Annotated in this window: 8 protein-coding genes and 2 pseudogenes; 2 read left to right on the top strand and 8 right to left on the bottom strand. The window is 65.5% G+C overall.

The window, feature by feature from the left end; all coding sequences use genetic code 11:
* Nucleotides 1-90: 90 nt before the first annotated feature.
* The 8 genes and pseudogenes from WT26_RS00785 to WT26_RS00745 all read right to left on the bottom strand — a co-directional run.
* The gene (locus tag WT26_RS00785; RefSeq protein WP_231130441.1) at nt 91-1,206 is read right to left on the bottom strand and encodes a glycosyltransferase; all 1,116 of its coding nucleotides are present in this window, start codon (nt 1,204-1,206) and stop codon (nt 91-93) included.
* A 19-nt stretch (nt 1,207-1,225) separates the two neighbouring features.
* Nucleotides 1,226-2,371 (bottom strand): glycosyltransferase family 4 protein, encoded by a 1,146-nt coding sequence (locus tag WT26_RS00780; RefSeq protein ID WP_060025654.1) that lies wholly within the window; start codon nt 2,369-2,371, stop codon nt 1,226-1,228.
* A 41-nt stretch (nt 2,372-2,412) separates the two neighbouring features.
* Nucleotides 2,413-2,912 (bottom strand): annotated as a pseudogene (locus tag WT26_RS35035) (transposase); the annotation flags it as partial.
* 1,700 nt (nt 2,913-4,612) lie between these two features.
* On the bottom strand, nt 4,613-6,004 hold the full coding sequence (gene lpdA, locus WT26_RS00765; protein WP_069271979.1) for a dihydrolipoyl dehydrogenase: 1,392 nt from the start codon (nt 6,002-6,004) through the stop codon (nt 4,613-4,615).
* A 5-nt stretch (nt 6,005-6,009) separates the two neighbouring features.
* Complete coding sequence (locus tag WT26_RS00760) at nt 6,010-7,314, bottom strand: dihydrolipoamide acetyltransferase family protein (protein WP_069271978.1); 1,305 nt, start codon at nt 7,312-7,314, stop codon at nt 6,010-6,012.
* 1 nt (nt 7,315) lies between these two features.
* Nucleotides 7,316-8,356 (bottom strand): alpha-ketoacid dehydrogenase subunit beta, encoded by a 1,041-nt coding sequence (locus WT26_RS00755; protein ID WP_059527357.1) that lies wholly within the window; start codon nt 8,354-8,356, stop codon nt 7,316-7,318.
* 2 nt (nt 8,357-8,358) lie between these two features.
* Entirely contained in the window at nt 8,359-9,591 is a 1,233-nt protein-coding gene (locus tag WT26_RS00750; protein ID WP_059527360.1) for a 3-methyl-2-oxobutanoate dehydrogenase (2-methylpropanoyl-transferring) subunit alpha, read from the bottom strand.
* 266 nt (nt 9,592-9,857) lie between these two features.
* A pseudogene (locus WT26_RS00745) lies at nt 9,858-10,340 on the bottom strand (porin); the annotation flags it as partial.
* Nucleotides 10,341-10,434: 94 nt separating this feature from the next.
* On the opposite strand from WT26_RS00745, the gene WT26_RS00740 reads away from it, so the two are divergent.
* Both WT26_RS00740 and WT26_RS00735 read left to right on the top strand, forming a co-directional pair.
* The gene (locus tag WT26_RS00740) at nt 10,435-12,372 is read left to right on the top strand and encodes an SMP-30/gluconolactonase/LRE family protein (RefSeq protein ID WP_069271977.1); all 1,938 of its coding nucleotides are present in this window, start codon (nt 10,435-10,437) and stop codon (nt 12,370-12,372) included.
* A gap of 213 nt (nt 12,373-12,585) precedes the next feature.
* Complete coding sequence (locus tag WT26_RS00735; RefSeq protein ID WP_069269703.1) at nt 12,586-13,782, top strand: Tat pathway signal protein; 1,197 nt, start codon at nt 12,586-12,588, stop codon at nt 13,780-13,782.
* Nucleotides 13,783-13,866: the final 84 nt, after the last annotated feature.

Here is a 13,866-nt window from a genome sequence, read left to right as displayed (position 1 = left end):
GCTCATGCTCACGATATTCCCGACGTGACGGCATCCCTGTCGATCATTCCGTCCATGCCCGTGGCTGCTCGCCCAGGCGGCCAACCGCGCTTATCCAATCTTCAATGCGTGTACTTCGACATCCTGAACCGTGCATCCGTCGGCCCACACGCGCTCGAACGAACACACCATCTTCTGAAGTGAGAAATGCTGCTCGACGCGCTGACGGCACCGCGCCGCGAGCGCCGCCCTGTCCGTCGTGCGCAGCCAGTCGAGCGCGCTCCGCAAGCCGCTCGCGAGATCGGCCGAATCCTGCGGGCGCACCACCCAACCCGTGTCGCCGACGATCATGCGTGCGTCGCCGACATCGGTCGTCACGACGGGTGTCCCACACGCCATCGCTTCGACGAGCACGTTCGGAAACGCCTCGCCGGAGCTCGACAGGACGAGCAGGTCGAGGGCGTTGAGGATCGAAGGGATGTCATCGCGCAGACCGACGAGCATCACGCGCCGTTCGATGCCGAGTTCGCGAATAAGCGACATCAGTTCCGCGTTGTGCTCGTCCATGTTGCGGCCCACGAGCACGCAGCGGCCGCGGAATCCCTGCTGCGCCAGCATGTGCAGCGCCCTGAGCAGGTTGGGATGATCCTTCTGCACGTCCCAGCGCGCGACACACCCGAGGAGCGTCTCGTCCGGGCCGATGTTCCATGCGCAGCGCGTCGCCTCACGCGCACTGGCGTCGACGCGGAAGCAATTGAGGTCATAGCCGTTCGGGATGTTCACGAACTTCGTCGCGTCGTAACCGAATGCCTTGTGCGTCGCGGTCGCCTCTTCCGAGCAACTGACGATGGCGCGCGGCAACAGGTGCGAGAGGCGCGCGCACAGTCTCGCGACGCGCAGCGTCATCGGAGAATTCTTGTCCCGGTCGAGGTTCGCATGGCGGACGCCCCAGGCAAGGTTGCCGATGCCCGCGAAACGCGCAACCAGCCCGCCGATCAGATCGGAGTGATACATCCACGTCTGGACGACGTCAGGCTGCGCGTTGCGCAGCACGCCATACAGCCGGTGCAGTCCGGATAGCGTGATGCGCCCTTTCGGCATGCCGAGCGGTATCACGGCGATCCCCTTCTCCAGCATCCTGGGACCGTAGAACCCGAGCCCCTGCAGCGAGACGACGATATGGGCGGTCGATTGCGACGACGGGAACGTCGCCAGGCGGAACAACACGCCTTCGGCGCCGCCTTGTTCAAGGCAAGTGATGACGTGAACCACTCTCATATCGCCCCCGAATCGCGCCCACGCGCGCATACAACCGATCCCACCGCGCAAGGATGACCGCCGTCGAGAACCGTTCACGCACCGACGCCGCCGCCTTACGCCCCAATTCGCCTCTCAGGTATTCGCTCGAGAACAGCTCGCGGAGCGCCGCCACGAGGCCGCCGACATCGCGCCTGTCGACCAGCACGCCGTCACGGCCGTCCCGCGTCAATTCACGCGGCCCGCTCGGGCAGTCGAAAGCGACGCACGGCAGGCCGATGGCCATCGCCTCCATCATCGCCATCGGCAAGCCTTCGAAATGCGACGTCAGTGCGTAGATGTCGGCGTTCGCCATTTCGGCCCACAGCTCGCGCGTCATTCCCGGCAGGAACACGCGGCCGTCGAGCTTCAGCGCGCCGATCTGTCGCGCCAGCGCATCCCGTGTCGGGCCCTCTCCCCAGATGTACAGGTCCCAGTCCGGAAACTCGTGCGCCAGCGTGGCAAATGCATCGATCAGCACGTCAAACTGCTTGATCGGATGCAGGCGTCCCGCAGCGAGCACGCGCTTGCGGGAACCAGGCGCGCCCGGCATCTTCCAGAATCGCAGGACGTCGGCATCGACCGGATTCGGCAGGACGACGACGTTGCGCAGCGCGGGGATTTCCTTGCACAACGGATCGACGATTCCCGCTGTCAGCACGGTCAATACGTCGGCACGCGGATAGAGGCAGCGCGCCATGAATCGCTGGAACCGGCCGCGCGGCGCCGCGATCGGATTCGTATGCTCGCAGGCGATGACGGGGACGCCCGTTCCACGGCTCGCCGCGATTACGGCGATGTTGACGTGCGCGAGGAACGAGACCACGACGTCGGCACGTGTCGTCCTGATCAAGCGCCGCAACGCGATGAAACGTCGCCATGCGTTGAGCGCGCCGGTTGCGGTCGATCGCACGAGGTCGGCGAGATACACGATGCGAACGCGCGACGAGATCTCGTAGAAGCAATCGCCGCGTCCCGAGAACGTCGAAACGAGCGTCACGTCATCGCCGCGTTCCGCCCACGCGTTGACGAGCGTCGCTGCCACGCGCTCCGCCCCGCCGCCACCGAGAGAACCGACCACAAGCATTATCTTCACGGTCACAATGTCCGTTGGCTTCGTAACGTGTCCGATCCGTCACGGACCTGACCGGTGTTCGCATCGAGCGCGAGATGCGCCTTCCGCCACGTGCGGCGCTTCGAATAGCCATGCTGGCGCGCCTTTCATTCACCTTCGCCGTAGACCTTCACGCCCGTGCGGTCGACCACCAGATGGATCGGTTCGCCGTCGCGAACGCTCGGCAGTTGGACCTCGAGCGTTTGCGCACTGCGGAACAGCGCTGTGCAGTTCGGCGCGGGCAAGGTGGCGAGCCGGGGCGCAGGCTCTGCGCGAAGCCTTGCAGAGCGCACAGCGGCAGGTGGAACACGCTCTTGAGGCCCAGCAATGCCTGGATCAGCGCGACGCTGTAGAGGCGCGGGCGCCCACACTTCGGTTTGGAGCGGGGTGTCCACGCAAGCGCGGCTTCATCGATCCACATCGTGACCTCACCTCGGTTGATCTGGCCGGCGTTGCAGGCCGCCCAGTTCCTGACGCGGTAGCACGCCTTCGGCTCGCGCGTCCTGCTCCTGTCCCTGCGCATATTCGCGGAAAAAATCGAGAATCTACGCAGGTACCCGAATTGTTAACAGCCACACCCCGGCAATTGTTGCGCACATACGTCAACAAGCTTCGCAGCCGACGGTTTTATGCAACGACGCCCGGCTCTACCCCATTTCTCTTCGGCACACATGCAGAGCATCGTAGAATTCGATGCACATCACGATAAAGACGGCGGGCAACTATTTGATGTTTTTCGTCAAATTCATAGATTATTTTGCAATCAGAAGACGCCATCCTCTTTTCGAGGATGCCGACCGACCATGAAAATATAGGCATTTTTTCCGCACAAATCCAGAAATCTGCAGCCCGTTCACACACGAAATTCTAAAAGATCAATTTATGGGATGATCAGGCACATCGCCACACATTGTTGAATAACGCGCCGATCACTGCAGCCGGCTATGTAGGGCCAGAATTGCGCGTTTTCCGGACAATCTCAGCACCGCAATATGCGAGAGCGCCTTCTGAATCGGTGTTCAGGTCCAGCACGATGCCCAGTTTGAAACTCCGGTCCGTCACTGCGTAGCCCAATCAGCTTGGGGCCCCTCTGTCTAAGCCGAACGTTCTCGCATGTTTTAAATGGCCGACCATCCAAACAAAAGATGGCCGCTTCTTCCAAAAGTCAATTCGCAGAACGCGTGATTTTTTGCAAATTGCAAGGCAAAATGCAAAAAAGAATACAAAAATGAAATTATCGACTCGGAATGACAACATCTCGTCCTCTCCCGGACGCATCTGGACCACAAGGCGTCTGGCGATCGACCGAAAGTTGCAAGTATCTTTCGCTTCACTCGCCTCGCTTGCGCTTGCATTCAGCGCAAACAATAGCGCGTCTTTCGGACGGGGAATATTTGAAATCGTTAGGCGGCAGGTTGCTTGCTATCCGCGCGCGGTCCGAGCAGAAACTGGCGACGGCGGTGATCGAGACGCAATTGCAGCGGATCGCGGCCGTAACGGCCGTCATGCGCGTGCCGCGCGCCGCGTACTCCGGCGAGATGCGACGCCGCGCCCCACCTCGAGCGCGGCCGCGACGGCGCGATACCGGATTCCCTACATCGGGCATTGAGGGCTGATCGTTCGATTCGTGCGGAATCTGGCAATCCTCATGTGGGAAGCCGCATGTCATGAGACTGATCCAATCCGCCAGACTTTTGCACGAATGGTGCGCCGCCCCCTTGGGCAGAAACAAAAGGCCCCGGCCACGGGATATCCCCAGCCGGGGCGCGAAAGCATCCGATCTCAGGCACGAGGAGGGACGCGTATCAAGGTTAGATGCGCGCTTTAACGTTTAAAATTGAGTGAAATACCTATTTCGTCGCCAATTGAACACCAATAGGAAACTATGATCCGAACGCAATCGTAAGCATGGAGGCCGGCAGATGGGGTAATCAGCAGCGGATCCTGTCAGTCGGAACACCCGAAAACCGGTGCAAAAGGAACGCCTTCATACAGATTACCGCCGGATAGCGTCGTTGTCCCACACCGCAATCACAGTTCCGGCTTTCCCGTCGCCGCCGGGCATGCAGGCGGACGTTCGCATCGCCATGCGTCATTCGCCTCGTGTCGGGCGCGTCAGGGCGGCAATGCCGGATACCGGGCAAGCGCATCCGGCACCGCCGACGCCGGCAACCCCCAACGCTTGAACTCCGCGCAAGCATCCACCCGTGCCGACGCCCTCCGTCAGATATGCACCGCGTGCCCCAACGCCCGCAACGCCGCTTCCTGCATCGCCTCGCCGAGCGTCGGATGTGCATGGATCGTGCCGCCGATGTCCTCCAGCCGCGCGCCCATTTCCAGCGACTGCGAGAACGCCGCGGCCAGCTCCGACACGCCGCGCCCGACCGCTTGCCAGCCGACGATCAGGTGGTTGTCGCGCCGCGCGACGACGCGCACGAAGCCGTCGGTCGCCTGCAGCGTCATCGCGCGCCCGTTCGCCGCGAACGGGAACGACGCGCTCACGCAATCGACACCGGCCGCCCGTGCGTCGTCCGGCGACCAGCCGGCCGTGACGATCTCCGGATCGGTGAAGCACACGGCCGGGATCGACGCGGGCATGAACTTGCGGCGCTTCCCGGCGATCAGCTCGGCCACCATCTCGCCCTGTGCCATCGCGCGATGCGCGAGCATCGGCTCGCCGGCCACGTCGCCGATCGCCCAGACGTTGCGCATCGACGTCCGGCATTCGTCGTCGATCCACAGCGCGCGGCCGTTGCGATCGAGCGGCAACGACTCGAGCCCGAAGCCGTCGACGCGCGGCCGGCGGCCGACCGCAACCAGCACGCGATCGGCCTGCAGCGTCTGCTCCGCGCCGTCCACGGCCTGCACGCGCACCGCGCCCTGTTCCGCGGGCCCGAGCACCTTGTGGCCGAGCAGCAGCCGCACGCCGAGCCGCGCGAGCGAATCGGCGACCGGCCGCGCGAGTTCGGCATCGTACGCGGGCAGCACGCGCTCCGCCGCTTCGACGACGCTCACGTCGACGCCGAGCTTGCGATAGACGATCCCGAGTTCGAGCCCGATGTACCCGGCCCCGACCACGACCAGCCGCTTCGGCAAGGTCGTGGGCGACAACGCCTCGGTGGACGACACGACATGCCCGCCGAACGGCATCGTCGGCAGCGCGACCGGTTCGGAACCGGTCGCGAGCAGCAGGTGCTCGCAACTGATTCGCGTCGTGTGGCCGCCGGCGACCACGTCGACGGTCTTGCCGTCGACCACCTGTGCGTCGCCGTGCAACACGCGCACGCCGTTCTTCTTGAGCAGCGCGCCGACGCCGCGCGTGAGCCGGTCGACGATACCGTCCTTCCATGCGACGCTTTTCGCGATGTCGATCTCGGGCGTGCGCACGCGAATCCCGAGCGCGCCCTCGCCTGCATGGCCGCGCGCCTGTTCGAATGCGTCGGCCACGTGGATCAGCGCCTTCGACGGAATGCAGCCGATGTTCAGGCACGTGCCGCCGAGGCGGTCGCGCTCGACGAGCACGGTCGGAATGCCGAACTGGCCGGCGCGAATCGCGGCGACGTAGCCGCCCGGGCCGCCGCCGATCACCAGTAGCGTGGTGTGTTCGTTCTTCATTGCGCTCACTCCACGAACAGCAGTGCCGGGCGCTCGAGCACCGCGCGCACCGCCTGGATGAATTCGGCCGCGTCCGCGCCGTCGACGACACGATGGTCGAACGACGACGACAGGTTCATCATCTTGCGTGCGACGACCGCGCCGTCGCGGATCATCGGCCGCTCGACGATCCGGTTCACGCCGACGATGCCGACCTCGGGATGATTGATGACCGGCGTCGACACGATGCCGCCGAGCGCGCCGAGGCTCGAAATCGTGATCGTCGAGCCGCTCAGTTCGTCGCGCTGCGCGCGGTTCGTGCGCACCGCGTCCGCGAGCCGCGCGATCTCGGCGGAAATCGACCACACGTCCTTCGCTTCCGCGTGACGCAGCACCGGCACCGTGAGGCCGCCGTCCGTCTGCGTCGCGACGCCCATGTGCACCGCGCCATAGCGCGTGACGACCCCCGCTTCGTCGTCGAAACGCGCGTTGATCTGCGGAAAGTCGCGCAACGCGATCACCATCGCGCGGATCAGCAGCGGCAGCGGCGTGAGCTTGCCGCGCGTGTCGCCGTAGCGGCGGTTCAAATCCGTACGCAACGATTCGAGCTCGGTGACGTCGATCTCCTCGACGTAGCTGAAGTGCGGAATGCGGCGCTTCGCTTCCTGCATCTTGCGCGCGATCGCGCGCCGCAAGCCGATGACCGGCAATTCGGTCTCGTCGGTCCGTTCGTCATGGCCGCGCGCAGGCTGGGCGCCTGCCCGGCTGCCGGTGCCCGCATACGCATCGAGATCCGCGTGCAGGATCCGGCCGGCTTCCCCCGTGCCGCGCACATAACGCAGCTCGATACCCATGTCCCATGCGCGCTGGCGCACGGCCGGCGACGCGAGCGGCCGCTCACCCGGCGCGAGTGCCGCGCGCGGCGGCGCGGCGTGCTCGGCGCGCCGCGGTTCGGCGGGCGCGCGGCTCGCCGGGTGCCCCGCATCCGAGGACGATACCGTGGGCGCAGGCGCTGCCGGAGCCGCGACAGCGGCTGCGTCGGCCACAGCGGCCTCGCGCACGTCTGCGCCCGGCTTCAGGTTGCCGGCACCTTCGACCTCCAGGCGGATCAGCTCGCTGCCGACCGCCATCATCTCGCCGATCCGGCCGCCGAGTTCGATCACCTTGCCCGTCACCGGCGACGGAATCTCGACCGCCGCCTTGTCGGTCATCACATCGGCGAGCGGCTGGTCTTCCTTGATCGTCTGCCCGACTTCCACGTGCCAGGCCACCAGTTCGACCTCGGCAATCCCTTCGCCGATATCCGGCATCTTGATGACATGAATCCCCATCTCACGCCTCCATCACGCGTCGCAACGCTTCACCGACCCGGGCCGGGCCCGGAAAGTACGCCCATTCCTGCGCATGCGGATACGGCGTGTCCCAGCCCGTCGTGCGCTCGACCGGCGCCTCGAGGTGGTAGAAGCAATGTTCCTGGACCAGCGACACCAGTTCCGCCCCGTAACCGCAGGTACGCGTCGCCTCGTGCACCACGACGCAGCGCCCGGTCTTGCGCACCGACGCGACGACCGTGTCGAGGTCGAGCGGCCACAGCGTGCGCAGGTCGATCACCTCCGCATCGATGCCGGTCTCCTCGGCCGCGGCGACCGACACGTGCACCGTCGTGCCGTAGGTCAGCACCGTCACGTCGTTGCCGGGACGCACCACGGCGGCCGTATCGAGCGGCACCGTGTAGTAGCCCTCGGGCACCGCGCTCGACGGATGCTTGAGCCACGACGTGACGGGCCGGTCGTGATGGCCGTCGAACGGCCCGTTGTAGAGCCGTTTCGGCTCGAGGAAGATCACCGGATCGTCGTTCTCGATCGACGCGATCAGCAGCCCTTTCGCGTCGTACGGATTCGACGGCATCACCGTGCGCAGCCCGCACACCTGCGTGAACATCGCCTCCGGGCTCTGGCTGTGCGTCTGGCCGCCGTAGATGCCGCCGCCGCAGGGCATGCGGATCGTCATCGGCGCGATGAACTGGCCGGCGGAGCGATAGCGCAGCCGCGCGCCTTCCGACACGATCTGGTCGGATGCCGGGTAGAAATAATCGGCAAACTGGATCTCGCACACCGGGCGCAGCCCGTATGCGCCCATCCCCACCGCCGCGCCGACGATCCCGCTTTCGGAGATCGGCGCATCGAACACGCGCGACTTCCCGTATTTGTTCTGCAGTCCTTCGGTACAGCGGAACACGCCGCCGAAATAACCGACGTCCTGCCCGAACACGACCACGTCGCTGTCGCGCCCGAGCATCACGTCCATCGCCGAGCGCAGCGCCTGGATCATCGTCATCGGCTGCGTCGCCGTGCCTGTCTCGTGTTGCGCCATGATCATGCTCCCAGTTCCTGGCGCTGACGGCGCAGGTGCGCGGGCAGCTCCTTGTACACGTCGTCGAACATCGAGGCCGGCGACGGAATCCGGTCGTCGGCCAGCGTGCCGAATTTTTCCGCTTCCTTCTGCGCGGCGATCACCTCGACCTCGAGCTCGGCCGTCAGCGCTTCGTGCGCGCTGTCCGACCAGATGCCCTTGACGATCAGGTGACGCTTGAAGCGTTCGACGGGATCGCCGAGCGGGAAATGGGACCAGTCGTCGCTCGGCCGGTACTTGGTCGGATCGTCCGACGTCGAATGCGCGCCCGCGCGGTAGGTCACCCACTCGATCAGCGTCGGGCCGAGATTGCGGCGCGCGCGTTCGGCCGCCCAGCTCGACGCCGCGTAGATCGCGAGGAAGTCGTTGCCGTCGACGCGCAGCGACGCGATCCCGCAGCCGACGCCGCGCCCCGCGAACGTCGTGCCCTCGCCGCCCGCGATCGCCTGGAACGTCGAGATCGCCCACTGGTTGTTGACGACGTTCAGCACGACCGGCGCACGGTACACGTGCGCGAACGTGAGCGCGGTGTGGAAGTCGGATTCGGCCGTCGCGCCATCGCCGATCCATGCGGACGCGATCTTCGTGTCGCCCTTGATCGCCGACGCCATCGCCCAGCCGACCGCCTGGATGAACTGCGTCGCGAGGTTGCCGGAAATGGAGAAGAAGCCCGCGTCGCGGTCCGAGTACATCACGGGGAGCTGGCGGCCCTTGAGCGGGTCGCCTTCGTTCGACATCAGCTGGCAGATCATGCGCTCGAGCGGCACGTCGCGCGCGATCAGGATGCTCTGCTGGCGGTAGGTCGGGAAGCACATGTCGCCGTCGCGCAGCGCCATCGCATGCGCGGTGCCGATCGCCTCTTCGCCGAGGCTCAACATGTAGAAGGAGATTTTCTTCTGGCGCTGCGCGATCATCATGCGCGCGTCGAAAATGCGGGTCTTGAGCATCGCGCGCAGGCCGGCGATCAGCCGCGCATCGTCGAGATCCGGTGCCCACGGGCCGACGGCCTTGCCGCTGTCGTCGAGCACGCGCACGAGGCTGCGGGCGAGATCGGCGGTGTCCGCCGCGGCTACGTCGATCGGCGGGCGGCGCACCGCACCGGCCGGCGATAGATGCAGATAGGAAAAGTCCGTCTTGCAGCCCGGGCGCCCGGTGGGCTCCGGCACATGCAGACGCAATGGCTCTGACAGGCTCATCGTGTCGTCTCCACGCTCGATTGTGTCTCACGCTGTTTGGGAACGCGCGACCGGTTGCCGGCGCGCGCGTGGCGTGGCGCGCGGATAAGCGCACCAACCTTGGGAATCTATGCAATGCCGCTCTGGCCGTCGATGCCCAAGCCGCTCGATCGCGGTGAGCAGATTTGCCATGCCGGGTGCGCCTGGGGCGCACGGCTCTGCGCGCTCGCCGCGCGCCGTCGTTGCAGCGTGTCGGATCGTTCCGGAAATTCTTACCGCTGCGGCAACACGGCCGGGGTGACCTGATACGCACCGCTCACGTGCACAAAGTTCACCTTCGCGCCGTTGACCGAATTGCCGTTCAACGACGACACCGAGGTCTGGTGGAAGCCCGTGTTGATCGACGCCGGACCGTGCGCATAGGTCAGCTCCACGCCGTACGTGCTGTCGAGGCCCATTGCGCCGGCGTGATTGCCGAAGCCGTAGATCGCGTCGACGCTGAAGCCGTTGTACGAGAACTGGTACTTGACGGAGTTCGGCACCGTCAGGAAGTTGCCGATGCCGTTGTACGTCCAGCTGTCCTGCCAGTAGTTGCCGACGGTCAGCGGGTCGAAGGTGTCGCCCATCGTGTCGTACAGCGGCGCGTACTGGTTGCCGAAGGTCAGCGTGCCGTAGCGGTTGCGCGACAGCCCCACGTACGCCTGCCGGCTGAACAGCGTGTTCGCCGCGTGCAGTCTTCCGTCGCCGAGTTCGAAGCCGTTTAACAGTGCAGCGGCAGCGGCGACGGGCGCGCGCTTGTCAATGCGCAATGGCCTGCCTATCTTCATACGTGATACTGGTTGCCACCTTCAGGAGAGCCTCCCCATGGTCGAAAAAAAACGAATTCACGCCGTGCTCCTCGCCGCCGCGATCGCGACGATGGCGCCGGCCTGTCCTGCTGCGCAAAACACCACCGACTGGCTGGCGAACACGTACGGCACGCTGGCGGCCCACGTCGGCAACGTCGCGCGTGCGATGTGGGTCGCGCCCGAAGGCGTGATCTATACGGCGTCGATGTGGGACGAGGACGAAGGCGGTGTCGCGATCTACCAGGACGGCAAGAGCGTCGGCTCGATCGGCACGCACGCGGAGTTCCAGGGCAGCGCGATCACGGGCAACGCGACTTCGATCTTCGCGGCGCTGCAGGCCAACAGGTCGTACGGCAGCGGCGCGGTGGGGCGCTACAACCGCATCACCAAGGCCCGCGATCGTTTCATTCAGGTCAGCGCGGCCACCAACCAGCCGCGCATCGACGTCGTCACCGGGCTCGCGACGGCCGGCTCGCTGCTCTATGCAAGCGACTTCTACGGCAATCGCGTGCGCGTGTTCACCACCGACGGCGTGTGGCAGCGGGACATCAACGTGCCGGGCCCGGGCGCGCTCGCCCTTGATGGCGCCGGCAACGTGTGGGTCGCGCAGAAGCGCGCGGGCTCGATCGTCGGCTTCAGCCCGGCCGGTGCGCTGCTGAACACGATCCGGATGGCCGGCGACTCGCGGCCATCGGCGCTCTATTTCGACGCGTCGTCGAAGCAGCTGCTGGTGGGCGACCAGGGCCCGGACATGAACATCAAGCGCTACGACGTCGCCGGCACGCCGACGCTGGCCGGCACCTTCGGCGTGCGCGGCGGCTATCTCGACACGACGACGGGCATCAAGGGGCAGGTCGGTGCGCAGCGCTTCACGCGCATCGTCGGGATCGGCAAGGACGCCGGCGGCAATCTCTACGTGCTCAACAATCCATGGGGCGGCAGCTGGGATCTCGGCCGCAACGGCGCGACCGACATTCATGCGTACAGCAGCACCGGCAGCCTGCGGTGGACGCTGCAGTCGCTGAACTTCGAAGGCATCGCCGCGCCCGACCCGGTCACGGACGGCGCGCTGTTCTACGGCGGCACGCACGTGTACGGCGGCAGCGCGGGCGGCACGTTCATCGCGAACACGGTCGATCCGTTCACGTACCCGGCCGATCCGCGCATCGACATGAACGACACGCAGCGCGACGAGCATTTCGGGCTGCTCACGTCGGTGGGCGCGAACCGGATTCTCGTCGCGGCCGGCCAGAACCCGCCGGTCTTCTACTTCTTCCACTTCAACGCGGCGAACGGCTATGTCGCGATTCCGGACGGCTCGATCCCGGGCCCCGCGTTCAATACGACCCTGCGCGTCTCGAGCGGATTCAGCGTCGACAGCAAGGGCGGCGTGTGGGCCGGCCTCGACAAGACCGGTTCCATCTATCACTACCCGCTGACCGGCTTCGACGCGAGCGGCAAGCCGTCGTGGGGGCCGGGTGTCGCGACCCGCGTGCCCGACAGCATCCAGCCGCTCACGCGCATCGTCTATCTCGCGGACAGCGACACGATGATTCTCGGCCAGGGCATCGTCGGGAGCACGGACTGGACGTCGATCGGCACGCGCATCGAGGTGTATCACGGCTGGCGCGCGGGCAACACCACCGCGCCCAACCCGGTGATCACCCTTCCCGCTTCCGGCGCGAAATCGATCGACGCGGCGGGCAACCATCTGTTCGTCGGCTACTGGTTCAGCAGCAGCGGGCCGCTGTGGCCGAACGTCGACGCATTCAACCTGACGACCGGCAATCTCGACACGACGCTGGTCAACGCGAGCCCCGCGACCGTGGATACCAGCAGCGCGATCGATGCGATGTACAGCATCCGCGCATACCGCCGCTCGAACGGCGAGTACGTGGTGATGAAGAACAACGTGAAAGGCAACAGCATCACCGTGTACCGGTGGACGCCTTGATCGTTCGGCATCCGACACCCGGCGCCACGCGCAGGTCCCCCAAGGGCGGCCTCCGGCGGCGTAACCCGCGCGGCGTCGCGGCACGGGTTGAACGGCACGCGACGCCACGCGTAACCGATGTCCTATTTTGCTCATCCGGTCCGGCGACTAATTTTGGTTCATCGGCGAGCCTGACGGTTCGCCGGTGTCAACCGATCGACAAGGACTGCAATGATGAGCACGATCCCCTCTTCAAAGACCTATACGGTTTGCTTCAGCGGAACGGCCTGCACGCGTGACGAAGGAGAAGTGACGCGCCCCGATAGCGACAAGCGAATCTACTGTGGCGAAACCGGCTATATTCCGGTGCGCCTTCACAAGGAAATCTCCGGTTCGCTGACCAGCAAGGCGCCGAGTGCGATCGTGCGAGGCGTCGGCGAAAACGACTGGGCGCTGCCGAGGAACGACAGCGAACCGCTTGTGTTCGACGGCCCGTTGAAGGCGTCAGCCGACCTGCTGGAATACGTTCGAAGCTACTCGGGCGGCGACCAGCAAGCGAAAATGACCCAGGGCATCGGATGGAGCGCGGCAGCCCTCGCATTGCACGCCGCCAACCTCGCAGCCGGCAGCGGCGCGCAACAGTACAACTTCATTGGCCATAGCCGCGGCGCCGTCGAGTGCATCATGGCCGCGTGGTTTCTTTATGCGTATGGCCGCAAGGACATTCCGATCAACCTGTTCGCGATCGATCCCGTCCCCGGCCCCGGCGAGTGGTACGGAGTCCTGACGCAGCTGCCTCCGAACGTCGTGCATTACGTCGGCGTCTACGCGTGGGACGAGTTCGATCGAACCTTGATGGCACTGGTCCCGCGGCCCAACGGCGCAATGATGGGGAAATCGGACGACGTTTCGGCGGGCCGGAGCTGGAAGACGCTCGCGGACGAACATCAGCTGACCGATCCGCTGCTCCCCGGCACGTCGCCGCAACCGAACGGGTTCGAGCTCTACGCTTGCCGTGGCAGGCACGGGACGGTCGCGGGCAATGTCACCAACGACGGGAATTACATCCCCGCCAACGTGGATGCACGCGTGTCGCCGGTGCCCAAGCTCGTATACAAAATGGCCCGGAGCTATTTGAGTCGATGGGGAACGGCGTTCGCGACATCCGACGCCGTCGCCGACAGCACCGCGTCGCTGCAGCAGAAGATCCACGCCGACCACGCGCTGTTCGACGCGATGAGAAATGCCGGCACGCGAACCAGCCTGGGACCACTGGGTTTCGGCGCCCGCCGGGTTTCCTCGATCTCCGGGTCCAATCCGCTGAACCGCTATTACCTTGAACAGGTCGCGGGCGTTCCCCCGCTAGGGTCGGGGTACCCGGGCGCCAACGACGGCGCAAGCGCCAGCTGGGTGAAATGGATGTTCCTGTAAGCGCACGACGGGCAGGACTGCTTCGAGCGTCGTGGCGACAGTCACGACGTTTTCTTCTACGTTCTTTCTCGTACGCGCAGCCCG

This window comes from Burkholderia cepacia (genome assembly GCF_001718835.1).
Lineage (GTDB): Bacteria > Pseudomonadota > Gammaproteobacteria > Burkholderiales > Burkholderiaceae > Burkholderia > Burkholderia cepacia_F.
Note: the sequence above shows the minus strand (reverse complement) of the source record. Positions and strands in the feature narration are given on the sequence as shown.

Bases quoted from the DNA above. Each gene is read 5' to 3' on its own strand.
- WT26_RS00750 (WP_059527360.1), bottom strand. From the start codon at position 9,591: ATGAGCCTGTCAGAGCCATTGCGTCTGCATGTGCCGGAGCCCACCGGG.
- WT26_RS00760 (WP_069271978.1), bottom strand. From the start codon at position 7,314: ATGGGGATTCATGTCATCAAGATGCCGGATATCGGCGAAGGGATTGCC.
- WT26_RS00755 (WP_059527357.1), bottom strand. From the start codon at position 8,356: ATGGCGCAACACGAGACAGGCACGGCGACGCAGCCGATGACGATGATC.
- WT26_RS00735 (WP_069269703.1), top strand. From the start codon at position 12,586: ATGAGCACGATCCCCTCTTCAAAGACCTATACGGTTTGCTTCAGCGGA.
- lpdA (WP_069271979.1), bottom strand. From the start codon at position 6,004: ATGAAGAACGAACACACCACGCTACTGGTGATCGGCGGCGGCCCGGGC.
- WT26_RS00740 (WP_069271977.1), top strand. From the start codon at position 10,435: ATGGTCGAAAAAAAACGAATTCACGCCGTGCTCCTCGCCGCCGCGATC.